The organism is Zobellia laminariae (assembly GCF_030553095.1).
Lineage (GTDB): Bacteria > Bacteroidota > Bacteroidia > Flavobacteriales > Flavobacteriaceae > Zobellia > Zobellia laminariae.
Window position 1 is genome coordinate 4,807,352 of the sequence record NZ_CP130738.1, and the last position, 23,792, is coordinate 4,831,143.

The 23,792-nt window shown below is 40.0% G+C and carries 19 protein-coding genes and 2 pseudogenes; 5 read left to right on the forward strand and 16 right to left on the reverse strand.

Annotated elements, in window-relative coordinates; genetic code table 11:
* From Q5W13_RS23205 to Q5W13_RS23250, 13 genes and pseudogenes are all read right to left on the reverse strand, one after another.
* Entirely contained in the window at positions 1-1,800 is a 1,800-nt protein-coding gene (locus Q5W13_RS23205) for a hypothetical protein (protein ID WP_304444719.1), read from the reverse strand.
* A gap of 116 nt (positions 1,801-1,916) precedes the next feature.
* Positions 1,917-3,547, reverse strand: a pseudogene (locus tag Q5W13_RS23210) (sulfatase family protein).
* A 17-nt stretch (positions 3,548-3,564) separates the two neighbouring features.
* Positions 3,565-5,839: pseudogene (gene bglX / locus Q5W13_RS23215) on the reverse strand (beta-glucosidase BglX).
* A gap of 112 nt (positions 5,840-5,951) precedes the next feature.
* The gene (locus tag Q5W13_RS23220) at positions 5,952-7,346 is read right to left on the reverse strand and encodes a glucoamylase family protein (protein WP_304444720.1); all 1,395 of its coding nucleotides are present in this window, start codon (positions 7,344-7,346) and stop codon (positions 5,952-5,954) included.
* Positions 7,339-8,706, reverse strand: a complete 1,368-nt coding sequence (locus Q5W13_RS23225) for a glucoamylase family protein (protein WP_304444721.1) — start codon at positions 8,704-8,706, stop codon at positions 7,339-7,341. Before Q5W13_RS23225 ends, Q5W13_RS23220 begins: the two co-directional genes overlap by 8 nt.
* A 41-nt stretch (positions 8,707-8,747) precedes the next feature.
* Positions 8,748-10,538: a LamG-like jellyroll fold domain-containing protein gene (locus tag Q5W13_RS23230; RefSeq protein ID WP_304444722.1), complete on the reverse strand. Its 1,791-nt coding sequence runs from the start codon at positions 10,536-10,538 to the stop codon at positions 8,748-8,750.
* Positions 10,539-10,563: 25 nt separating this feature from the next.
* Positions 10,564-12,102 (reverse strand): RagB/SusD family nutrient uptake outer membrane protein, encoded by a 1,539-nt coding sequence (locus Q5W13_RS23235; RefSeq protein WP_304444723.1) that lies wholly within the window; start codon positions 12,100-12,102, stop codon positions 10,564-10,566.
* Positions 12,103-12,113: 11 nt separating this feature from the next.
* A complete protein-coding gene (locus tag Q5W13_RS25540) occupies positions 12,114-12,833 on the reverse strand; it encodes a hypothetical protein (RefSeq protein ID WP_368662354.1) in 720 nt (239 codons plus the stop codon).
* On the reverse strand, positions 12,830-13,228 hold the full coding sequence (locus Q5W13_RS25545; protein WP_368662355.1) for a TonB-dependent receptor domain-containing protein: 399 nt from the start codon (positions 13,226-13,228) through the stop codon (positions 12,830-12,832). Before Q5W13_RS25545 ends, Q5W13_RS25540 begins: the two co-directional genes overlap by 4 nt.
* Entirely contained in the window at positions 13,206-14,312 is a 1,107-nt protein-coding gene (locus Q5W13_RS25550; RefSeq protein ID WP_368662356.1) for a SusC/RagA family TonB-linked outer membrane protein, read from the reverse strand. Before Q5W13_RS25550 ends, Q5W13_RS25545 begins: the two co-directional genes overlap by 23 nt.
* A gap of 47 nt (positions 14,313-14,359) precedes the next feature.
* Complete coding sequence (locus tag Q5W13_RS25555; RefSeq protein ID WP_368662357.1) at positions 14,360-15,151, reverse strand: carboxypeptidase-like regulatory domain-containing protein; 792 nt, start codon at positions 15,149-15,151, stop codon at positions 14,360-14,362.
* Positions 15,152-15,414: 263 nt separating this feature from the next.
* Positions 15,415-16,134 (reverse strand): helix-turn-helix transcriptional regulator, encoded by a 720-nt coding sequence (locus Q5W13_RS23245; RefSeq protein WP_304444724.1) that lies wholly within the window; start codon positions 16,132-16,134, stop codon positions 15,415-15,417.
* Positions 16,095-18,170, reverse strand: coding sequence for a ligand-binding sensor domain-containing protein (locus Q5W13_RS23250; protein WP_304444725.1), 2,076 nt, complete (start codon positions 18,168-18,170; stop codon positions 16,095-16,097). The genes Q5W13_RS23245 and Q5W13_RS23250 overlap by 40 nt, the downstream gene beginning before the upstream one ends.
* A 337-nt stretch (positions 18,171-18,507) precedes the next feature.
* Between Q5W13_RS23250 and Q5W13_RS23255 the strand changes: the two genes are divergently transcribed.
* The 5 genes from Q5W13_RS23255 to Q5W13_RS23275 all read left to right on the forward strand — a co-directional run bounded on the left by Q5W13_RS23255 (position 18,508) and on the right by Q5W13_RS23275 (position 21,694).
* A complete protein-coding gene (locus tag Q5W13_RS23255; RefSeq protein ID WP_438364197.1) occupies positions 18,508-18,981 on the forward strand; it encodes a nucleoside deaminase in 474 nt (157 codons plus the stop codon).
* A gap of 59 nt (positions 18,982-19,040) precedes the next feature.
* On the forward strand, positions 19,041-19,613 hold the full coding sequence (locus Q5W13_RS23260; RefSeq protein ID WP_304444727.1) for a sugar O-acetyltransferase: 573 nt from the start codon (positions 19,041-19,043) through the stop codon (positions 19,611-19,613).
* Between the two features lie 92 nt (positions 19,614-19,705).
* Positions 19,706-20,566 (forward strand): helix-turn-helix domain-containing protein, encoded by an 861-nt coding sequence (locus tag Q5W13_RS23265; RefSeq protein ID WP_304444728.1) that lies wholly within the window; start codon positions 19,706-19,708, stop codon positions 20,564-20,566.
* Positions 20,567-20,654: 88 nt separating this feature from the next.
* Entirely contained in the window at positions 20,655-21,305 is a 651-nt protein-coding gene (locus tag Q5W13_RS23270; RefSeq protein ID WP_304444729.1) for a peroxiredoxin-like family protein, read from the forward strand.
* Positions 21,306-21,310: 5 nt separating this feature from the next.
* On the forward strand, positions 21,311-21,694 hold the full coding sequence (locus Q5W13_RS23275; protein ID WP_155596809.1) for a DoxX family protein: 384 nt from the start codon (positions 21,311-21,313) through the stop codon (positions 21,692-21,694).
* Between the two features lie 99 nt (positions 21,695-21,793).
* On the opposite strand, the gene Q5W13_RS23280 is transcribed toward Q5W13_RS23275, so the two are convergent.
* Genes Q5W13_RS23280 through Q5W13_RS23290 form a run of 3 tightly spaced genes read right to left on the reverse strand, consistent with a single transcriptional unit; the run spans position 21,794 to position 23,790 of the window.
* Positions 21,794-22,522, reverse strand: coding sequence for a DUF4861 family protein (locus Q5W13_RS23280; RefSeq protein WP_304444730.1), 729 nt, complete (start codon positions 22,520-22,522; stop codon positions 21,794-21,796).
* Positions 22,449-22,991, reverse strand: a complete 543-nt coding sequence (locus tag Q5W13_RS23285) for a DUF4861 family protein (protein ID WP_304444731.1) — start codon at positions 22,989-22,991, stop codon at positions 22,449-22,451. Before Q5W13_RS23285 ends, Q5W13_RS23280 begins: the two co-directional genes overlap by 74 nt.
* Before the next feature lie 4 nt (positions 22,992-22,995).
* The gene (locus Q5W13_RS23290) at positions 22,996-23,790 is read right to left on the reverse strand and encodes a gluconate 5-dehydrogenase (protein ID WP_304444732.1); all 795 of its coding nucleotides are present in this window, start codon (positions 23,788-23,790) and stop codon (positions 22,996-22,998) included.
* Positions 23,791-23,792 lie beyond the last annotated feature (2 nt).

The window sequence follows — 23,792 nt, forward strand, 5'->3', positions numbered from 1 at the left end:
TTACGCAACTGGTATAAGTCGGGTCAAAGTACTGATTAACGTACCGTCATATTTAGAAAATGCCTGATCACGGTCTCTTGGGATAGGACTGCAATACTCCGTACCATCTTCATTTTTATAAAGTGCCCAGCGCCATTGGTCTTCATGGCGGTCCCAATCCCCCAAGAGCATATCAAATAATCTAGCTCTTATATAGGAAGGTTCATCTACAACCGCTTTTCCCGATTTATTTATTTCCTGTAAGACATCGGCCGTGCTCAATATATCTTCAGGCGTTCCAAAACTCTCAGACTCTATTTGTGTATCTCCTACATGCTCTTCGATCATATAAAGTTCATCTCCAAAATCATCATTGAAACTCCCTAGTACTTTCTGTTTTGGTATATAATACAAAACGGGGTTGGTATGATTCACCCCAACTGCACTAGATAGTCCACCTATAACAAAAGGCGTATATGGGTTTGAAGTCGTATAAAAATCGGCTAAAAATTTATCTACTGTAGTGCCATCTAAAACATCGCCAATATAAGTTTCCTGAAAAGCGTTGGCCTGAAGGAATTTGATCGTACTCTTTTTTAGCGCACGCATCACATATTGTCTACCTGCTTTATCCTCTAAACGTAAAGATTTGGATTGTTGTCCGCCTCCACGTTTTACAGGTAGCAACCCTCCCATTAAAGTATCTAACAACACTACCTGCGCATTTACCTTTTTACCATAAAAATCACGATAATGCTCGCCCCAAAGCGTTTTGTAAAATCCACTTTTGGTAGTTGCTTTTTTAGTGTAGATAGAAGCCGATTGAGTGTTAGGATGGTTTTCTTTAAAGGTATAAGGTTCCAATTGGTTAGTATCTCCTTTCAATACTATGGTCTTGAACACTTCTTTAAAAGTTCCATCCTCATATGCGTGATAATTTGCGGTTACCCCACCATCCGTTGCAATATCTAAACGGACATATCCGTTTTTCTTCAATGAAAAATCTCCTTCTTCTCCGTTTTTTACAGCTTCTAAACTTCCTGCTGCGCCACTATTAATTTGGGGCACACTCCCTTTTATATATTGTAGATTTTTTCCTTGCCCGGATATAAAAATGACATTCTCCGCTCCCCTAGCAATAGTTTTCAACCTGTTTCTGAGCGTTCTGTATTGTTTGTTCTGAAAATTTTGACTAGAAAACCCTCCAATATTTTTAAAAAGACCTTGTTTGTTATTGGTTTCTATAGGATGATACATGGCTACAAGTATGATTTTACCTTGTGCCTTTTTTATTCTGTTCTCAAACTCTAAAAAGAATAATGTTCTGTTCTGAATTTCGGAATCTTCATTGATATACACATGGTTATCCCAATCCTCTAAAAACCATTGCGAATCTACTGTAATCAATTCTATATTTTCTCCTAAACCATGATGCTTAATAGGTTCTGCATTATCAGGAAAAAACTTTGCGTTGCTATGGTCTTGAATATAATCTTCAATGTTCCTAACGCCCTTATGCCCTTTTGTCCATTCTTTATAACCCGGAATAAATACTACTTCGTCGGCATCATTTAAAACGTTAAGCTGAGGAGCAATAACCTTTTTTAGATTGGATTTTGAAACCGCATTCCCTATGATAAGAACAGAGGAATTTTCTTGATTGTTTGCTTCTGAAATAATATGTTTCAACACGCCCGAATCATTATAATCCGCCGTATTTGCGGTTATAAATATAGACCTTTCAATTTGTTGGGAAAATACTGTAGTTGTTGCAAAAAAGAGAATGTATGCAATAAGAAGTTTAATTCTAATGTAATTCACAATCGGTTGGTTTCAACCTTTTGTCGCAAAAAAGAGAACTTTCTTTCATTTATATATTTACAAATTAAGATAACGTATAAAAAAGGAAAGTCTGTCTATTAGAACCAACGTGGGCTTCACGGTGTACCTCGCAATCTTTTAAACTGTTTATAGGCTTTGTCTACTGCTGTCTTTGGCGCTCTGTCAAATTCCTTATCCGTTATTTTATAAACCTCTTGTATACTATCTAGCTTATAGTGCATTTGTTCTATAACAGAAGAATATGTACGGTCATCAATGAGATTGGTCAACTCCCTAGGGTCTTTGTATAAATCATAGAATTCCCAGCTATCTATATCATCGTAAAAATGGATGAGCTTATACCGTTTTGTTCGTACCCCGAAGTGTTTCTTGACCATATGAAAAGCCGGGTAATCATAATAGTGATAGTAGAGCACATCCCGAAATTCACCAGAATCCATACTCCCATCCAACAAACCTTTGAACGATTGTCCCTGCATGGCATCACTTTGGTTTTTCACTTCGGCAAAGTCTAGGAACGTTTGTGCAAAATCCAAGTTCTGTACCATAGCATCTATTTTGGTCTTTGGGGGAATCGTTGAGCAACTGCATCAACAAGGGTGTGCCAAATGAGGTTTCGTACATAAATCGTTTATCGAACCACCCGTTCTCTCCCAAGTAAAATCCCTGATCAGAAGTGTAGACCACCAACGTATTTTTGTCCAGTCCGCTTTCTTCCAAGTAATCTAAAATTTCACCAACGCCTTCGTCTACTGCGGCTATAGTAGCCATGTAATCACGTAAGTAGCGTTGGCCTTTCCATTCGGCAAGGGCCTTTCCTTTTAGGTTTGCTTTATGAAATGTATTGTTTTTAGGTAAATAGGCATCATTCCAAGCTTTCCGTTGTTCGGACGACATACGCTCAAAATCAGTTGTCCATGGGTTATGAGCCAATTCTGTGCTGCCGTACCCTTGGGTCATTTTTAAATCATGCCCTTCGTACATATCATCATATATGGTCTGTAATTGCTCTTCCGCCGCCCTTTGCTTTTTAAAGGAAGGAAAATAAGTGTCGGGAAGGGAAAACTGCACGGAGTCATATGTATTCATATGACGTAAGGCCGGCATCCAATTACGGTGAGGGGCCTTGTGATGCACCATCATAAAAAAGGGAAGACTGTCTTTTCTTTCGTTTTTCAACCAGCTTAAAGCATCATTGGTAATAATATCCGTGGCATAACCTTCTATACGGGTTGTGTCTCCATTTTCAACAAAATCAGGATTATAGTAATTGCCCTGATCAACAAGTATCTTAGAATAATCGAAACCTTGGGGTGCACCGTCCAAATGCCATTTGCCAATCAATGCCGTCTGATAACCTTCTCGCCTAAGTATTTTTGGCAAGGTAGTTTGATTACCATCAAAACGGTCTCCGTTCTGTCTAAAACCATTTATATGACTGTGTTTGCCCGTAAGAATGACCGCCCGACTTGGACCGCAAATGGAATTCGTTACATAACTATGCGTAAAAAGGGCCCCGTTCTTAGCCAATCGGTCAATATTGGGTGGGAGCCAATTGCCCAATAGGATGACCATAGGCACTTATGGCCTGAATAGCATGGTCGTCGGCCATAATGAAAAGAATATTGGTCTTTTGTACTTTCTCCTCTGGTTGTGTGGGATTCTCTTTACAAGCTAGAAAAGTAAAGGCAAAAAATACAAATAGGAAGCGTGATCGTAAAAACATAATTATCTGAATTGGGGCTATTTTAATCTAAAGGATGTTTTCAAATCTGCCGTAGCGTCGGTCCCCACAAAAACTTCAAATTCCCCTGGCTCGGCAACAAATTCCAAGGCAGCGTTATAAAACTTCAGGTCTTCAGGTTGCAGGATCAGTTTAACCGTTTTTGTTTCGCCCTTTTTTAAGAATATTTTCTTGAAACCCTTCAGTTCTCGCATGGGCGGGGTTACAGTACGCATTACATCCCGTAGATATAATTGCACCACTTCTTCCCCATCATATTTACCTGTATTGCTTACATCTACCGAAACCGTAATAGACATGTCCTGTCCAATTTCATCTTTATTCAACTGAATATTTGAATAACTGAAATCGGTATAACTCAGGCCATGACCAAAAGGTAAGAGCGGCGTATTTTCCACATCTAGATAATTGGATTTAAATTTCTGAAAGTTATCTCCCTCTATGGGTCTGCCCGTATTTTTCATACTGTGATACACAGGAATTTGCCCAACATTCCTGGGCCAAGTTGCCGTTAGTTTTCCTGAGGGATTATAATCCCCAAAAACTACATCGGCTATAGCATTACCCGCTTCTATCTTATGGGTGCCATACTTGAAGTATACTTGCAGAAAGCTCCATTTCATCGGCAATGGTCAAGGGTCTTCCGCTCATAAGGACAATTACCAGAGGCTTTCCAGTGTTTGCCAATTCCTTTAAAAGTCGCTTTTGGCTTTTGGGAAGTGAGATATCCGTTCTACTGGCCGCCTCTCCACTAAACTCACTTGCCTCTCCTACCACGGCTACAATAACATCTGCATCTTTGGCTAAATCTAACGCCTCCTTTAAAAGAGTCTCCGAAGAACGTTCGTCTATCTCTACCCGTGTTCCAAAAACATTGGCCCGTTGGGCCAAATCGGGATTATCCGTAATATTGGCGCCTTTGGCATAGCTGATTTTGGCTTTTGAAGCCACATTTCTGAACCCTTCTAAAATAGGAACAGATAACTGTGGGTCCCCCGTTGGAGCCCAAGTACCCAACATATTGCTCTTGTTATTCGCCAAAGGTCCTATCAACGCTATTTGGGCATTCTTTTGTAACGGAAGTATATTGCTCTGCTTTTTTAATAATACAAAAGAGCGCTTTGCAGCCTCACGGGCCAGATTTCTGTTCCTCTCCGTAAGAATATCCTTTGCCGGTCTGCTTTTATCGGAATAGCGGTAAGGGTCGTCAAAGAGTCCCAATTTGTATTTGGCGGTCAATATCCTACGGCATGCCTCGGTTATTGAGGCTTCAGTAACCTTACCCTCATCTACCGATTTTTTCAAAGTAGTAAGAAATCCTTCGCCCACCATATCCATATCAAGCCCTGCGTTTAAAGCTAAAGCGGATACCTCTTGTAAATCTCCCAAACCGTGGGCGGTCATCTCATTTACCGAGGTGTAATCCGAAACCACAAAACCTTTAAAACCCCATTGTTCGCGCAATAAATCGGTTATCAACCATTTATTGCCCGAAGCCGGAACGCCATCAATATCATTAAACGAAGTCATGGCACTACCCACTCCGGCATCTACGGCCGCCTTGTACACCGGCAGATATTGGTTGTACATTTTCAACTTGCCCATATCTACCGTATTGTAATCGCGCCCGCCTTCTGCGGCACCATACAGGGCCAAGTGTTTTACCGTGGCCATCATCGTATTTGGCCCTGACAAATCAGCTCCTTGATACCCTTTTATCATCGCTTTGGCAATGGCACTCCCCAAATACGGGTCTTCTCCAGCTCCCTCAGCAATACGCCCCCAACGAGGATCTCTGGCAATATCTACCATGGGAGAGAAATTCCAGTTGATTCCATCCGCCGTGGCCTCCTTTGCAGCAGTTTCGGCCATTTTTTGAATAAGTTCTAAATCCCAACTAGCCGCTGTTCCCAGTGGAATGGGAAAGGTGGTCTTATACCCATGTATGATATCCGAACCAATAAGCAAGGGAATCCTTAACCGTGAATTTTCAATGGCTATTTTTTGTGCTTGCCTTACTTTTTCGGGTCCGGAAACCCCAAAAAGACCTCCTACTTGGCCAGCCTTGATTTTCGCCTCTACATTTTCGCTCACCACAGAACCTGTAGCAATGCCACCTCCCGGGGTCAGTAGATTAAGCTGACCAATTTTTTCTTCCAATGTCATTTTGGAAAGAAGTTGCTCCACCGCTTCTATCTTTTCTTGGGAACGAACGAAAGTCGTAAAGCCCAGCACGAGTATTAAAAAACAGATTTTTCTCTTTATATCCTTCATTTTCTGTTATTTATATTTTTATATCGAATAAAATTTTGGCAAAACCATCCCTTTGACAAATCAGTTAAAACCGATTCCTCACATAGTATTCGTTGATTCTTAAAGTAAATTCCTAATAGGTAAAACCTAAATTATCGAGTCCGCGCTGCACATCTTCGTTTTGCATAAAGAGTTGCCATAACAATCCCGACCTATGGTTCTCAATCATTACTAAAATGGGACCTTGATCAATAGCCAAATACGCATCGGCTACCCAAAAATCATATTGCGGACTAAAAGCATCATAAAAACCGGCAGGCCCTAAAAGCTGGTCCTTTTTACCATAGAAATACCGCAGTGCCTTCATGGATTCCTCCGGTGTATATGGCATAGAGCTCAAAGCCGCCGTAGGCGAAATTATTCCCGTATCATTGGATGGGCTATGGGCATTATAGCCCAAACTTCCATCGGCATTCCTACTGTAACTGGCGGTAAGCCCCCAACAATCTTCCCCATAATCTTTATAATTTTTAGGGTTATCCACGCAGTAGGCATAATTGATTTTTGCATGGTTTAGCGTAGCATCACCATAATTCACAAAGGCATCGGCCAAATTACTGGGATCTAGACCCATATAGGAGTAGTGTGCCCAGAACAATGGCCCGCCTTTTTGGGAACTACCTGCATGATTAACAATAAGTGGAATTTCATAAGCCGAAGCGCCATTGGCTATAGCACCACTGGACGCCCAACCATTTTCATATGTTTCTTTGGTGATAGAAAAATCAGGGGAAGCCGCTGCCATGACATAGGTTATCAATACTTCATTATATCCCTTTAATTCTAAATTGATGTCAAAACCAAAATCAGGACTCCAATGCCAATACAACGTATTTTTATTTTGCGTGAACCAGTCCCATTCAACATCTTTCCAAAGTGCATCTGCTTTTTCGGCCACTGCTTTTTCTTCGGAATCACCCTCTTTTAAATATTCTTTTACGCAGATAAGCCCCTGTGCCAAAAAAGAAGTTTCAACCAAATCAGCGCCATTATCCTTTTCACTAAAAGGAAGCGTTTTCCCGTTTCGCCCATCTAACCAATGAGGCCATGCGCCATGAAACCTGTCGGCATTTTCCAAAAAAGAAATAATCTTAGACAGTCTTTCAACACCTTCGTTACGGGACACAAACCCTCTTTCCATAGCGACCAGAATCCCCATAAGTCCAAAACCGGTGCCTCCAACGGTTACTGTATTGACGTCATTAGATGGTTCTTGGGGATGATACCTTTCACGCGCAGCACCAGATTCCGTTTGGGCAAAATCCCAGAAATATTTAAAAGTTTCTTTTTGGGTCAAGTCGAGAAGCTCCTCATCCGTCAGCTTCACTTCTTCCTCCCCTACTTCCTGTTCGTCCTCAACAGGAGTTTCCGGAAGTTCAGAAATGCCGATTGCACCACCACCTCCATCATCCGAAGCACATGAAACGAATAGTAACGACACCAAAATTGAAACGAACAATTTACTCATTTGGAATATTTTCCGAACTAAAACCTAATTTTTTCAATCCGCTTTGAACATCAATATTCTTCATAAAAAGCTTCCAAAAAAGTCCGCTTCTGTAGTTTTCTATCATTACTGGAATAGGTCCTTGGTCTATAGCCAAATATCTTGGCACATACCATTTATCCTCTAAACTAAAGGCATCATAAGGACCGTATTTACCAATCAGCGAGTCTTGTTCCGTATACATATATCTCAAGAAGTTCTGACTCTGTTCCGGTGTGTAAGGCATTGAAGAAAGGGCAGCTGTTGGAGAAATAACACCCAAATCCTTATCAGGTCTGTGGCCTGCATAGCCTTTCATGGAATAACTTGAGGTCAATCCCCAAAGGTTCTTTCCGTATCCTTTATAATCATGTGAATTTTCAACCGCATGACGATACTGAATTAATGCATGGTTTTCGTTTAGTTTCCAATAATCCGCATATTGATCCGTTAATCCCTTTGGGTTCAAACCTAAATAGGAATAGTGCGCCCAAAACATGGGGCCTACTGGAGACCTATCATGCTCATAATGATTCAGCACAGTACGAAGGCCGTAAAAAGTAGTGTCATTTTTAATTCCTCCACTTTTTGCCCAACCTTGCTCATATACTTCTTTATTAATTGCATGTGTAGGCGAAGAAGCCGCCAAGATATACATGACCAGAGCCTCATTATATCCGCCCACGGGAAAGTTCATCTCCCATTTGTATTCTGGAGACCAATGCCAATAAAGTACATTTTCTCCTTTGGTATACCAGTCCCATTCTACTTCTTCCCAAAGTTTTTGAATTCTGGCCGCCAATTCTTTTTCGCGGGCATTGCCTTCTTCAAAGTATTCCTTAACCGTCAATAAACCTTGAACCAAAAAAGCGGTTTCCACCAAGTCGCCACCATTATCCATTTTACTGAACGGTGTCATCTTACCATCGGGCATAAGCCAGTGAGGCCAAGCCCCATGGAACCGGTCTGCTTTTTCAAGGAAACCAATACTTTTTTCATATCGCTCCAGAGCCTCTTCACGCGTAATAAAACCACGCTCCACACCTACCAAAATGGCCATTAAACCAAAACCTGAACCTCCGGTAGTAATTATATCCTTATCATGCGCGGGATATACATTATCAAGGTGAATACGTTCTCTGGCTAAACCAGATTTAGGTTCCGCTCCTTCCCAAAAGTAATTGAACGTTTGTTTCTGAACGGAATCCAATAATTGGTCATCCGTTAGTTCTTGTTCAACCTTAGATTCGGTTTTGCTGTTTTTATTATCCGTTTTAGAAGGGTTGCCACCACAACCCACCAAAAGCGTGCCTGTTACCAAGGCAATTGTAACTAATTTCATATATTTTTATAAAGTGATTATTGAACTTCTGCTGGGTTTCTTTACATTCCCGAGTTCATAATTTCCTGTATTTCTTCTTTTGTAAGGGCCTTGTCAAATAAACGGAGCTCATCAATCAGGCTTTCGTCTGCCAAGTGGCCCCATTCCGTAAATCTTGGTGCACCAGAACCTATGGATAGCAAATCACATCCGGACCAATCTATTCCACCACTTATCACGTTTTCCGAAACTATTTCACCATTAATGTATAGAACCGCATTTGAACCTGAAATGGAAAATGCCAAGTGTACCCAATCTGCAGATGTGGGATCTATAGCAGCTAAATCGCCTCCATCTAACCAAGTATCAGCTTCGCCGTTGCCAACATTCAATTTAAACACCTGCCTTGTAGCATCACCTTCTCTAAAGAAACGGAAACCACTAGTCCTTAAATTTTGCACCTCTGGATAACCTTCCTTTTCCGTGTCTTCTGGAGCCATTACCAAAATACCTCCTCTACCCGGCTCGGCATTTACTTTATACCAAAGTGAGGCACTAAATTCATCTGAAGTAAGACCATTGGAGGGAACTGTAATATATGAATCCGCTGCTCCAGCGTAAGCACCTTCACCAGCTGCACTTTCTTCGGAAATAGAGGGTGTTCCAACCACATCGGCCTCTATATCCGTAAACAGATTTGTATATGAACCTTCAAAAGGCATATAGAACATCTCTCCTGGAAAATTAGGCGGATAATTAGACACCACAATACCCGAGTCATCTTGAATAATCTGTTTTACTTCATCTTGGGTAATAGCACGATCAAATATGCGCAACTCATCCAGTAGACTTAAATCCGACTTATGATTCCAACCTGAGAAGTTAGGTTCTCCGGACATGATCGAAAGTATATTTACATCCGTCCAGTCAATACCCGTTAAAGGTCCTTGAGAAACAATTTGTCCGTCTAGATAAACTACTGCTTCTGTACCTGATATGGTAAAGGCAAGGTTCACCCATTCTGCTGACGCTGGATCTACTTCTGCAGCTTCTCCACCATCAAACCAAGAGTTTCCATCACCCAAACCAACATTCAACTTATAGCGTTGTTTGCCATTGGCATTTTCCCTAAAAAAACGAAAGCCACTAGTCAATACATTTCCGCCGCCATCAAGAGGTGGGCTCATTGCCAAAATACCGGCACGGTCAGGAATCGCATTTAATTTTACCCAGAAAATGGCACTCAATTCCGTATTCTTGAATCGCTCGGGGTCTAGGGTCAAATACGCGCCTTCTGCTCCTGCATAAGCGCCATCTCCCGCTAGACTCTCCTCAGTTATTGTAGGCGAACCAATTTGTTCCGCTTCTTCAAAGCTTAATAAATCTACATACCCACCTTCAAAAGGCATATATAGAATTTCACCAGGGTATTTTCTAATGTAGGCCGGTTCCTTAGTGAAGTTAACTACCTCACTAGTGGACTTTCCATCCAAATCTTTGGCAATAACCGTAAGCTGATGCGTTCCATCTTCAAGTTGGTCGTACACTAAATCATTTACGATCAACTTACGGTAGTCTTTAAAACTATTGTAATTGCCTATTCTATTACCGTCAAGCAGTACTTCAACCGAACCCAACTCAATATCATCTTCGGCATGGAACTTTACCGTTATCGTTGCCAACTCTTCATTTACCTTTACCGCTAAACCTTCCGCAGGCGAAGTAATGGTAATGGCCGGCGCAGAAGCATCTACACCTGGATCAACCTCGGTTAAGGCGTCTATGCCTTGATCACAGCTATAAAAAAGAGCAGTGAGCACCAAACACGATACTATATATTTTACATTTTTCATCTTTCTGTTTTGTTAGTTGATTAGATTAATTGCCCAATACAGGAAACTGGTCTACTTGCGGCTGCGGATAAGGCAGAAAAGTTTTTGCCTCGGTAAAGGTGCGACCGTCATATGTTAGTTCATCAAACTTTTTAAGGCGAATCATGTCGTAATAGCGTTTACCCCATTCCATGGCCAACTCGGCAAATTTTTCATCAATGACTTGATCCAAGGTTACACCGGACAAAGCAGGAAGCCCAGCTCTTTCCCGAACCAAATTCACCGCTTGATCGGCCGACATAACAGAACCTGAAGCCCCTTGTGTCAAAGCTTCGGCATACATCAACAAGATTTCGGCATAACGGATAACATTGTTATTCTTATTACTGCCATATTCCGTTCGGCCTTCAATCAACTGATTAGAAGGAAGATAGTGTTTTCCACTTGAAAAATAACCTCGGGCAAAATCATTTATAACATCTCCGTCTCTAGTAACATTGGTCATAAAGGAAGGTAAATCAGCATACGATGGATCGGTCTGTAGTTCTGCAATACCTCGCTCCGTAAAAAGAACACTTGTTTCCAAACGTACGGTTTCACCACGGTCCAACATGAACTTGATAAATTTAAAGCTAGGCTCAAAGAAACCCCACCCGCTGTTGGAACCTTCTACCGCTGGAGTCCAATTTTGTGGACCATAGGGGGCATATAAATGCGCGAAACGGTCGCCCTCACCTTGATTGAAGTCTGAGTACTGTAAATCAAGAATGCTCTCGTCACTCAATTTTCCGGGCGTTTTAAAAAGCTCATAGAAATCCGGATAAAGGCTGAATCTCCCCGATGCTATAATCTGCCCGGCAGCATCTGCTACAAGCTGGTAATTCTCTAATTCCTGATTAGCCAAAGCTTTGATGGCCAAAGCTGTATATTTGGTAACACCTCCTTTTAAATCCGTTCTTTCATTGGGTCGCATTTCGGGTAAAACCGGAATGGCCAAATCCATCTGATCAGAAACGTGTTGCATAACCTCTGCTTTAGTAGGCAAGGTCTCTACTTCTAAAAGTAACTCCGTATCCGAAGACTCAGGAATAAAAATATCTCCATAAACCTGTGAAATTTGAAACAACATCATTCCGCGTAACACCTGAATTTCAGCTATATACTGGTTGCCCAACGCAATTTCTGCATCCGTACCAAATTCTTGGTATCTAGCAATTTGCTCCATTGCTGTATGGGCCGAAATAACATCTGCATAAATGTTTTCCCAAAGGGAATTTACCATCCAATGATCCTTGCTGTAATTGAACTTGTCCATTTCCGTAAACTCGGGCTGATCGCCAAGACCACCGGAATTAACATCATCTCCACGTACGGAAATAATTAAGGGTTGTTCCCATCCCCTGGAATAATAGGCCTCGTATGCTCCAACGGTAGACAACAGCATTCCAGATGCATCCGTAAAGTCTGTTCCTCCGGCAAAATTATTGTTCAGTTCAGGTTCGTCCAATTTATCGGTACATCCCCAAACGGCCAGAACCAAAAGCAACACTAGGGAAGGTTTTGAGATTTTTTGTAATAGTTTCATAGTCGCTATTTTTATATTTTAATATTTACTCCTACCGTATAGATAGCAGGTATTGGGTATGTATCATTGTCCACGCCATTAGACACTTCTGGACTAAAGCCATTGTAATTAAAGACCGATAAAGGTTTCTCTGCCGTTACGTAAATACGGGTTCGCGGAAGCCCTTTGATAGCTCCATCCTTATTAATGGTATAGCCTAAAGTGATGTTCTGAATTCTAAAGAAATCCCCTTTTTCGATAAAGAAATCACTCAACTGCTGATTCCAACCTTTTCTAATACCTGCCGAAGAAGGATAACTGTTAGAAGTACCTTCTCCATGCCACCTGTTCAGTGCAAAATCACGGTCCCAGTTGGTATCATTGGTAAAGATGACCTCGCCACGTTTACGGTTTAGAATTTTGTTTCCACCTTGACCTAATGCGGCAGCCGAGAAATCCCAGCCTTTATAATTAAAGCCCATATTGAAACCAAAAGAATAGGTTGGCAAGTAATTGCCCAACATAACACGATCATCTGCGGTAATGCCATCTACCCCATCCTGATCTTTAAATTTTAGATCTCCAGGTACAATAGTCCTGCCATTGGCAATTTCTACTTGCGCTGCAGGATCAGCCGCTATTTGCGCATCGTTTTGGTAGACGCCATCAACCTCTAAGCCGAAGAAAGAAAAAACAGGGTCACCTACTCGGGTACGTTGCCTGAACTCTGCAGAACCGGTATCAATATTCAATTGACGGTCCGTATCGAGTACTTCATTTTTAAGGATGAAAAATTAGCACCCAACGAGTAACTGAAATCATCCGAAACCTGATCGTTCCAGTTTAAGGCCACTTCAAGACCTTGGTTTCTAATTTCACCAACATTCTGTCGGGTAGCATCAGGAATCAATGGAACTTCGATAGGAATTACGGCGTCCTTGGTATCCCTCACGTAATAATCAGCTTCCAACGAAAGTCTATTATTAAAAGAACGGGCGGATATACCAACGTTTACCTCTTCTGTAACTTCCCACTTTAGTGCCGTAAAATTACTAGTTGTATTTACCCCACTTACCATAGTATCCCCAAAGGCCGTAGTTACTACCGTAGAAGTAATAGCTCCTTCACTGCCAAGGTACTTTATCATTACCTAATTTACCCCAGCTACCTCGGAATTTAAGAAAGTCGAAAACACCGTTGTCCTGCATAAAGTTTTCCTCGGACAGCACCCATCCTGCACCAATAGTTGGAAAATAGCCCCACTTTTCTTGATACTTGTTGGTACCATCCGCACGATACGTACCGTATAACAGATATCTATTATCATAGTTATAGGAAACCCTACCAAAGAATGATAGACCGTACTCACGGCGACCATCGTCCTTAACATCATCCTGCACGATAGTCTGCGCTTGATCTAAATAGTAAGCCTCTTCTCCTGACAGTGGAAAGTTTAAGCCTTTAGCCTCCAAGCGCTCAAAAGACTCGTCTCTAAAGGAAGAGCCTCCTAAAACGGTTAAATTATGTTTCCCAAAAGATTCCGTATAGGTTAAGGTATTGTCCCAAATTTGATTTGAGTAGGTATCGTTACGCTTTAAAAGCTCTGCATTTTCCCGTTGAAAACCGTTTCCTATAAAGTAAGGTAAACGAACCTCTCTACGCTCAATGGTTTCAAAATTATGATTATACGCTGTCTTAAAAGTCAATTTTTCAGGAATGATATGTACCTGAGCATAAAAATTGGCCAATACATTTCTGATTTTAGAACGTAATTCGCTATTATCCATGGTCGGGAACGGATTCTGTCCGCCACGATATCCTAAGTCTTGCGCATTTGCATAATTGGTAGGGAATACATTTTCGTTCCCTGCAAGGTTTTGATCGTATACAGGAAGTATAGGAACCGCATAATAGGCCAATCGGAAAGCAGAGTTTTCCGCATCGTAACGGGTAGCGTTGCTTATTACCATATTTCCTCCAACGGTCAAATTATCGTTTACCTTAAAATCTATCTTACTTCTAAGGTTAAAGCGCTCATACTCATTCTTCATTTTAAGGATACCCTGTTGCCCAAAATAGTTGGCCCCAATGGCATAGGTAGCATTATCACTACCGCCGGTAACTCCCAAACTATGGTTTTGAATCAATGCCGGTCTTAGTATTTCATCATACCAGTCCGTATTTACATTAGGTACATTTGGGTTGATTCGGCTACGGCCGTAGCGCTGCATGGCATTGTCTATAAATTGAATATCAGGTGCGGAACCGGATTCTTGTGCTAGGTTACGAATTGCTCGGAGTTGGCCAGTTTTAAAACGTTCTGTGCCACTTGAAACCCAGAGTACCCATCATAAGTAATCTCGGCCTTCTTATTGTATGCTCCAGATTTGGTTTCTATAAGCACTACCCCGTTAGCTGCGCGTACACCGTAAATAGCAGCGGCCGATGCATCTTTTAATACCGAAATAGAAGTAATATCCGATGTATTTAAAAAGTCGATATCATCAAAGAACATTCCGTCTACCACATAAAGCGGACCAGAAGCACCTGTATCGTACGAACCGATACCACGCACACGAATTGTTGGACCTTGACCGGGGCTTCCATTGCTCACCACTTGTAGACCGGCAACTTTACCTTGTAAGGCCTGCATAGGTGAACCCGTTGGTGTAGCGGCTAGCTCCTCTGCCTTAATCGTGGTAATGGAAGACGTAAGGTCTTTTGACTTCATCTCGCCATAACCAATAACCACTACTTCATCTAAGGCTTGAGCATCCTCAGATAAGCTTACATTAATACTTGCTTGCCCGTTCACGGCAATTTCTTGAGATGTAAAACCGATATAGCTTACCACTAAGGTTGCATCTTCATCTACACTGTTGAGCGTGTAGTTTCCGTCAAAATCCGTTTGGGTTCCTGTTGTGGTACCTTTTAAAACGATACTTGCTCCCGGAAGTGGCTCTCCATTGGCATCGCTTATTATACCCGTAACAGTAATTCCATCTTGGGCAAACAACACCAGTTGAAAGAGAAAGAAGCATATCGATAAAAAAATGTTTCTTATTTTCATAATTGTCTAAAAGTTGAGTTATAAATTTATCAATCTGTTAAATTCAAGCACAAGTTATCAAAATGACCTCCTCACATTTTTGAGAAAGGGTACATAAAAAGTACATCAGTCCTTATAGTGGACTTAAGCCCCGTAATACACGCTATTTGCAGTAGTCCTAATGTTAAGTAAGTATTAAACTTTAACATTGTGATGTAGTGTTGATGTAGTAGTTTAATCTAATGAAAATTAGATATGTAAGAATTGTATGGTTATAACACCATCTATTTGAACTTAATTAAAAAATTGGATAGGTTTTGTGAACTATCTATACCCAATTTCTTCCTTAAACGGTACCGATGTATTTCTACACCACGTATGGAAATGGCCATAAGAGGAGCTATTTCCTTACTGGACAAATTCATTTTTAGATAGGCACAAAGCTTCAAATCTTTAGGGGTCAGTTTTGGGAACTGCTGTAATAAATTGTCAAAGAAATCATCGTGAAGTTCTTTAAAATTGACTTCAAAATTCTTCCAATCTTCATTCTCGTTAATAGACCCATCCAGTTTTTTGGTCAGCGAACGGTAACGTTGTTTGTTTGGGAAAGCATCCTTGTTCAAGACCATTAAATCTTTTAGCTCTAGAATAAGCTCGTTCTTTTTGGCTACGCTCATTGTGGTTCGGGCCAATTCGGTCTGTTTGCGTTTTATTTCTTTCTCTAGTTTTTCTTTCTCTAATTGTGCCAGACGTTCTTCCTGCTCACGTTGTAACCGTATTTTTAAAATCTCGTGCTTTCTTCTGAGTTTTTGCCTGTTGTACCAACGTACTCCCAAAACAATCAAAACTAAAATCAACACATACCCCAACATACTTAGTTTAGACAGGTACCAAGGAGAGGCTATTGCAAAAGCAATGGTTTTAGGACTGCTCATTCTGTTGTCCATAGTCACGGAATGTACATTTAATGTATAATCACCATGAGGTAGGTTTTGAAACTCCAATGTACCTGGGTTCGGTATGCTTCTTGTTCTAAAGGACCTTTTAGCTCATAATAATACCTAGGTTGTACCATACTGGGCACCGACAACTGAAGTATCAATTCTTGAGAATGCGCATAAGGCACCTCAAAAAGGGAGTCTTTAACGGAATACCTCTCTTGATCATCCTTAAAGAAGGTAAGCTCCGGAACAGGAATAGCATTCGTGTTCAATTGCCGCTGCAACTGGGCAATGTTCATTTTTGCAAAACCGTCACTCAACGTTAAAAGGTAAATGGAGTCATTGCGTTTTACCGCTCGCTCCATATCGGGCATTAAGCGCTGGTTCAATTGGGTTTCACTTATCGCTATGGCATTGTTCCGCAAATCCGTATACAGAAGTTCTTTGGTATCGGCATCCTTTAAAAACCAAAAGTGCTCACCATCTGAGTAAATAAGCGATTTATTTGTAAAAGGCTCAAACTCTTCTAAAGTTGCTATTTTACCTACTAGAGGGTCATATTTAAACCAATTACCCTCACTTTGCATTACAATCTGGTTTTTAATGCGATACAACCTTACGTTGTAAATATTGGGTAATACCGTGGTATTAAAAGCAGTTTTCTCTTCTACGGCGGTCAAATCCTCGTTCAGTTTAAAACGAAAGAGGCCTTTATAATGGTGCGCTGCCCAAATGGTACGATTGTCTTCAAAACACAATTGTTTTACGGGAAAGTCAATTCCTGTAACCGTACTTACATTCCACCTATTATTGGAATCCTTTATATACTTGGTTACTCCTGTATATGTCCCTTGCAAAAAGACATTGTTCTTTTCCGGAACCTTTACAAACTGATAGCCTCCAGCACGATCGGATATTTTAGCGAGTTTCTCACCATCTACTTTAAAAGTTCCCGTATTATGGCCGGCCAAAACATCATTAGCAATTAACTCAAGGTCCCAAACATGGCCTTGTGAACCCTCAAAAAATTGTAGTTCATCATCCTTAAAATAGTAAATGCCCGTGTTACTACCCAAATACATGGAGTTGTCTTGTATAGCCACATCATGAGTTGTACCTAGGGCCCCTGTATGATCCGTATAAAATGTTATAGCCGAGTTTACTTGAATACGGTCCATGCCACTCTCCAGCCCTACCCAGAATTGGTCTTTGAATTTAGCCAGAGATAATACGGTATTGTTCTGAAGTCCCGTTTTCCTATTCAAATTACGATAGGACCCCGAAGCGGAATCAAAAAGATAAATTCCGTTTTTAATGGTTCCAAAAGCAATTTCGCCCGTCTCCAAAGCAATCAGCTTATTGAGCTGATATTTCTTTAAAAGGCTGTTCATATTTTCATCCAACGATGTAAACTGTCCGTTTTGATATACTACACAACCATTTAATTGTGTACCAATGAGCAGGCCGTCCTTAAAAGACGCCATGTCCGTTACCGTCTGGTCCTTAAGTACGTCATCATTTCCTATGGGTTCCAACTTTTCGCCATTTACCACATAAAGCCCCAAGTTTTTGGCCGCTACGTAAACCTTGCCATCATAAACGGCCAGTCCCGTAATAACAAATTCAGGGTCTATTACCGTAATACGGCCCTCTTCATATTTATAAAGTGCCGAAAACGAACGGAAGTAAACAGCTTCTTTAAAAGGTAAAATCTGCCAGAATTCTTCACTCGTAAATGTATGGTTTTGAATTAAATGGGTAAGTGAGGTGTAATTCAGCTCCCCTGTTTCCGTGGTTTGCCAATATCCGAATTCCTCATAAGAACCTGTATAGACCTTGTCCTTTACCGAAGTTACCGATCGTAAAATTGTAGCGTTCGGTAACTTGTTCAAAATCCACTCCTCACCATTAAAAGAAAGTAAGCCTTTGTCATTGGCAGAAAAAACGTGGCCTTTTTCATCTACGGTCAACCCCCAATTTTGAGCTCCCGCATTGTATTCAAAAACTTTATAGTTATAAATGGGCGGCAATAAGGTCTGAGTGCTTGAGACCCATGGCAATAGAAATAGTAAAAAGCATATGTAATATCCGTTTCTCATCTACATTTATTTCTTTTCATGTTAACAGAAGTAGCGCTACAGCAGCAAAGATAAACAGTTTAAGGAACCTTATCCATATAGTTCAAGAATGAGCAGCCATCTTAAAAATGCCCATACTAAGTTGATAGTTTTTCTTACGTGGAATTATTCAATGATTTTCTAAGTAGGTATGGAGGAAAGGAAAAAAGTTAGAAAACGGGTAGAATTATGTAATTTTGAATGTTTATTTGGTTGATACAAGTTCATTTTTGAAAAGAGAGCAAAGTATCAACACACTTTTTTACATTCGGTTGTACCTAGCGATGTATGACAAAAACCCATTTAATTTATGAATATGATGAAAGAACATGAAGTTTTTATGCGCCGGGCTATTGAGATGGCGGCCAAAGGAATGAACTCAAATGCCGGTGGCCCTTTTGGCGCTGTAGTGGTAAAAAATGGTCAAATAATTGCCGAAGGCCACAATAAAGTAACCTCTACGAACGACCCTACCGCCCATGCAGAAATGGTAGTAATCAGGGAAGCTTGTAGTAAATTGAATAGTTTTCAATTAACGGATTGCGTTATTTATACCTCTTGTGAGCCCTGCCCTATGTGCTTTGGTGCTATTTACTGGGCAAGACCTAAAGCGGTATACTACGGCTGTGATAAGGCCGATGCAAAAGCGATAGATTTTGATGACCAATTTATCTATGATGAACTGGATAAAGACATGGAAGACAGGCAGATTTATTTTAAGCAAATGCTACAAGATGATGCGGTTCAAGTTTTTAATAACTGGGCAGAAAAACACGATAAAACCAAGTACTAGTGTTACTATCAAAAATTGATATTCTATTTAAAGAAGCCTTCCATTGAATCTAGACGACTATGACCGAAAAAGAAAAAATGATCAATGGCGAAGTTTATGATTCTCGTGACGCGGAACTCCTTAAAATGTACCATAGGGCCCGTAAAATACTACAGGCCTATAACACTTTGGACTCAGAACTATTAGAAGAAAGGGAGCGACTTTTAAACCAGTTGCTGGCACAAAAAGCTGCTGGCATATGGATTGAGGCTCCCTTTTTCTGTGACTATGGAAGTAATATTTCTATAGGTGAAAACACTTTTGTGAACACCAATTGTATGTTTATTGATAACAATACCATTACAATTGGCAAAAACGGGTTAATTGCCCTTTTTGTACAAATCTACACCGCCACCCACCCCATAAAAGCAACGGACCGAATTATTGAAGAAAAGAATGCTTCCCGTTATTTAACCCACACCAAACCAGTTGTAATTGGTGATAATGCGTGGATTGGAGGCAACACGGTTATTTTTCCCGGTGTAACTATTGGCAACAACGTAACCATAGGCGCAGGAAGTGTTGTTACCAAAGACCTACCAAATGATGTTCTTGCTTACGGTAATCCTTGCAAAGTAATTAAAGCCCTTTAACCAAAAGTGCTTCATTAGCATTCTTTTTAACTAACCATTAGAAAGGTTTTGGTTTATTTTACGACCCATATAGACATCTATATGATTTTGTTATGCCACAGGAAATAGAGAATATAGTTTTCTCAAGATTTGTAAATCAACCCGTTCCTTTTGAGCTAATTTCACTACAAGAACTCTATGATAGATGTGGGCGAAGTTCGTATGACCTATCCGTTCCGCATAGAATAGAGTTTCACTGTTTAATTGTTATAACAGCAGGGACCAGTACGCACAAAGCAGATTTTAAAGAAGAACTTTTATTTCCCGGTATAATTCTTCCCATTACAAAAGGACAAGTGCATTCTTTTAACAAAGAACTCACGGTAGAAGGCTATGTTATTTCTTTTGATGAAACGTTTATAATGCATAACATTAGTGAGAAAAACCTATTCCACTTCTTGCACCTTTACCATTCACCGTCCATACATATTGGCCAAGAAAATTTGAGTACCATTCAACCTTATGTAGAAATTCTATCGGCAGAACTTAATAGTGAAAAATTAAACTTAAAATCAGAATTTTTACAATCGGCACTTATGCTTCTTCTGCTTCAAATTAAACGTTTGTCCATCTACCAACACAAGACTTTTGAGAGTCGGAAGTTTAAGGATTTTATCAAATTCAAACAGCATATATGTACACATTATAAAGAAAACCATAATGCTAAAGAGTATGCAAATATGATGCAAGTAAGCTATAAATATCTAAATGATATTTGTAAAGAAATAACCGGAAATACAGCAAAAGCGTTTATAAACAATTGGCTTCTATTGGAAATTAAAAGAACCATTTCCGAAAACAAATACAACTCCCAAGAAATTGCCTATAAGTTAGGTTTTAAAGAACACTCCAACTTTATTCGGTTCTTCAAAAAGCATACGGGCACTACTCCCAGTAAATTCAAAATTGCATAGTCGGTTCGATATTGACTACAATTACAATAGAATAGATAATTTAAAACATAAGGTGTCCGTCTAATTTTGTCTTTATAAAACTATTTAAATGACACTTTTAGAACAGACGGAAAAGGTACGCCAAAATGTAATGAACAGGATGCCACAGCCTATTATTGAAAACTTTAAAAACGATATTCAACAACTTCGCGACAATAAGCTCAAAGAAAAAGCATTACAGGTAGGGGATCACATACCAAACGCTGTTTTTACCGATATTGAAGGTAATGATATTCAACTGGAAAGCCTTCTCTCAGCGGATTATTTGATACTTAATTTTTATAGAGGTGGGTGGTGCCCCTATTGCAATATGGAACTTAGGGAGTATGAACGGTTAAAAACCGAATTTCAAAGTTACGGGGCGAACATTTTGGCCATTAGCTCAGAGGTTCCACAATTAGCAGCACAGACCCACGAAAAAAACGAAATCACCTATACGCTTGTAACGGATAAGAATGCTGTGTTCATGAAAGAGGTAGGCATCTTATTTTCAATAAGTGAAAAAGCTAAAAAAGACTACGTTGGATTTGGTATGGATTTAAAAAAAATACATGGAAATGAAAACTTTGAACTTCCTGTACCGGCCATTTATGTAATAGATAAAAGTTTAAAAATAGTTTTCGTACACATTGAAGAAGACTACATGACCCGTTTAGAACCTACGGAATTATTGAAAAAACTTAAGAACAAGCAAATTTAATACAGATGAAAAAAGACAAAACTGTTTACTGGCTATCAACAACACTTCTATGCCTTTTATTTATAATGGGGGCAATGATGTATATATTCAACTATCCAAGAGCTGAGAGTTTCTTTATTAATTTAGGCTTCCCTACATGGATAATCTACCCCCTAGCGACCTTAAAAATAATTGCCCCCATTGTTATTCTTGTTCGAAAATCCCTTTTCTTAAAAGAACTGGCCTATGCAGGCTTTGTTTTTGACGCATTATTGGCTCTTGTAGCACATTTAATGGTACGTGATGGCGAGTATCTTTTCGCTATTCTGGCCCTATTTTTCACTGTTATATCTTGGATTTACGACAGGAAAGTATTTGGCAAGTTAACGCAACAGTTTACCGTCCACTAAATAACTTATCCCCCAATATAGCTTCATTTAAAAAGGAAAGACCGCATACAGTACGGTCTTTCCTTTTGTTTACTACTACTTGAAAAAGGTATTACCTTTCTATTTCAAATACTTAATCTGTAATGGAAACTGGAGCTTTTTTGAAAACTCGGTCAAATAATTTTCCCACTCCTTGGCATTGGAAAATTGTCCGCTTTCTTTCCAAGTAAAGCCAGCATAGTATACTACATAACCTTCTTGTACATTTAGTTGTGTGTATACATTGTTTTCATCTTGTTTACCGTTTTGATACTCTTCTACCTGCAATATCATTTCAGGATCAGAAACAATAGCAGTCCCCAATTCAGACTCTTCATGAGGTTGATAATAACTTACATAACCCTTATCCCTACTAACACTAATTTTACCATCGTTCTCGTGCATGGTCAAACCTGCAGAAATATGGTCCGTTCCTTTAACTTTAATTTTAAAACGAGAGAGGTTAGAACCATAATCCAATGATATATGCTTTTCTTCCGTAATAACATCTTCCCCAGCATTCCAATCCGCATATTTTAAAACAAAACTTGTTCTAATAGGACCTGTAGTTAGCCTTTTATAGCTTACAAAATTCTTTGAAATATGGTACGCGCTATCTTTTTTAACCGCAATACCACCTACGCCCCTGCTCACCCCAACATGAAAATTATCCAGTCCTTCGCCCGTATCTTCATGATAGGTACCATCGGTTTCCAGCTCTTTCTTGTACCATTTATTAATAATAGGGTAATCTACCTTTTTCAACCATGCGTCTATTCCTGAAGATAATGTGCCTCCTAAGCAGACCATCTTCAATCAATTTTTGCGCCGTTGGGCCATAGGTTCTAAAAGCAACACGATTATTCTCCCATGCATAATCATCTGTACGCTCGGGAACAAAACGCGAATAACAAGCGGGATTATTCTCAACCTCTACAATCTCTTCAGATGGTACTATCTCAAAAGTTTTAGTTGCTTTAGCTTCAATATTAGGCTGAAACAAAAGTTGGTCAAAATGCCCGTCTCCATCAACATCCACAGCCTGAGAAGTTATTTTCGTTTTTGTAGAAAAATCAATGAGGTCATATGATTTTGCTGATGCTTGAACTCTTTCTGCAAAAGGAACGGCATTCAAATCTATTTCCACCGTTTCAAAAGACCGAGGTTCGTTTAGAGAATTCTCAATCTGTACCTGATAGGTTTCTACTTTTGCCTCCGAACAACCAAATTGTACTAATGCTCCGCAAACTCCTACTGCTGCTAGTAAATGTCTTTTCATGTATCTATTTTTCGTTGGATGGTTTTCCTATTGTGGCCAAAATACCACCGTCTACATAAAGAATATGTCCGTTTACAAAATTGCTAGCTTCGGAGCTTAAAAAAATGGCTGCACCTTGAAGCTCGTTTGGATCTCCCCATTTAGCAGAAGGTGTTCTATTAATTATAAACTCATTGAAAGGGTGACCTTCAACACGTATAGGCTCTGTCTGTGACGTCGCAAAATATCCTGGTCCAATTCCGTTTACTTGAATATTATGTTTGGCCCACTCCGTAGCCATATTCTGAGTTAACATTTTAAGTCCTCCTTTTGCCGCCGCATAAGCCCCTACGGTATTTCTACCCAGTTCGCTCATCATGGAACAGATATTAATAATCTTGCCCTCTTTACGTGCTATCATACTTTTGACTACATGTTTTGATACAATAAACGGACTCACCAAATCAACATCTATCACCTGTTTAAAATCAGACACTTCCATGTCCTCAAGTGGTGTTCTTTTAATAATACCCGCGTTGTTCACAAGAATATCAATCTCTCCTACTTCCTTCTGTATTTTTTGAATCGCTTCTATTACGGCCTGCTCGTCCGTCACGTCAAACTTATACCCGTAGACAGTAATACCTTCTTTTTTATATATTTTAAGTGCTTCATCTATCTTTCCTTGTGATGAGTTTCCATTCACAATTAGTGTAGCTCCTGCATTACCCAAACCTTTGGCCATAGCCATACCCAAACCGTGCGTACTTCCTGTAACCAAAGCTACTTTTCCTTTTAAATCAAATAACGAAATGCTCATAT

Bases quoted from the DNA above. Each gene is read 5' to 3' on its own strand.
- Q5W13_RS23220 (WP_304444720.1), bottom strand. From the start codon at position 7,346: ATGAGTAAATTGTTCGTTTCAATTTTGGTGTCGTTACTATTCGTTTCA.
- Q5W13_RS23225 (WP_304444721.1), bottom strand. From the start codon at position 8,706: ATGAAATTAGTTACAATTGCCTTGGTAACAGGCACGCTTTTGGTGGGT.
- Q5W13_RS23230 (WP_304444722.1), bottom strand. From the start codon at position 10,538: ATGAAAAATGTAAAATATATAGTATCGTGTTTGGTGCTCACTGCTCTT.
- Q5W13_RS23235 (WP_304444723.1), bottom strand. From the start codon at position 12,102: ATGAAACTATTACAAAAAATCTCAAAACCTTCCCTAGTGTTGCTTTTG.
- Q5W13_RS25545 (WP_368662355.1), bottom strand. From the start codon at position 13,228: ATGATAAAGTACCTTGGCAGTGAAGGAGCTATTACTTCTACGGTAGTA.
- Q5W13_RS25550 (WP_368662356.1), bottom strand. From the start codon at position 14,312: ATGCAGCGCTACGGCCGTAGCCGAATCAACCCAAATGTACCTAATGTA.
- Q5W13_RS25555 (WP_368662357.1), bottom strand. From the start codon at position 15,151: ATGAAAATAAGAAACATTTTTTTATCGATATGCTTCTTTCTCTTTCAA.
- Q5W13_RS23250 (WP_304444725.1), bottom strand. From the start codon at position 18,170: ATGAGAAACGGATATTACATATGCTTTTTACTATTTCTATTGCCATGG.
- Q5W13_RS23255 (WP_438364197.1), top strand. From the start codon at position 18,508: ATGAAAGAACATGAAGTTTTTATGCGCCGGGCTATTGAGATGGCGGCC.
- Q5W13_RS23260 (WP_304444727.1), top strand. From the start codon at position 19,041: ATGACCGAAAAAGAAAAAATGATCAATGGCGAAGTTTATGATTCTCGT.
- Q5W13_RS23265 (WP_304444728.1), top strand. From the start codon at position 19,706: ATGCCACAGGAAATAGAGAATATAGTTTTCTCAAGATTTGTAAATCAA.
- Q5W13_RS23270 (WP_304444729.1), top strand. From the start codon at position 20,655: ATGACACTTTTAGAACAGACGGAAAAGGTACGCCAAAATGTAATGAAC.
- Q5W13_RS23275 (WP_155596809.1), top strand. From the start codon at position 21,311: ATGAAAAAAGACAAAACTGTTTACTGGCTATCAACAACACTTCTATGC.
- Q5W13_RS23280 (WP_304444730.1), bottom strand. From the start codon at position 22,522: ATGGTCTGCTTAGGAGGCACATTATCTTCAGGAATAGACGCATGGTTG.
- Q5W13_RS23285 (WP_304444731.1), bottom strand. From the start codon at position 22,991: ATGAAAAGACATTTACTAGCAGCAGTAGGAGTTTGCGGAGCATTAGTA.
- Q5W13_RS23290 (WP_304444732.1), bottom strand. From the start codon at position 23,790: ATGAGCATTTCGTTATTTGATTTAAAAGGAAAAGTAGCTTTGGTTACA.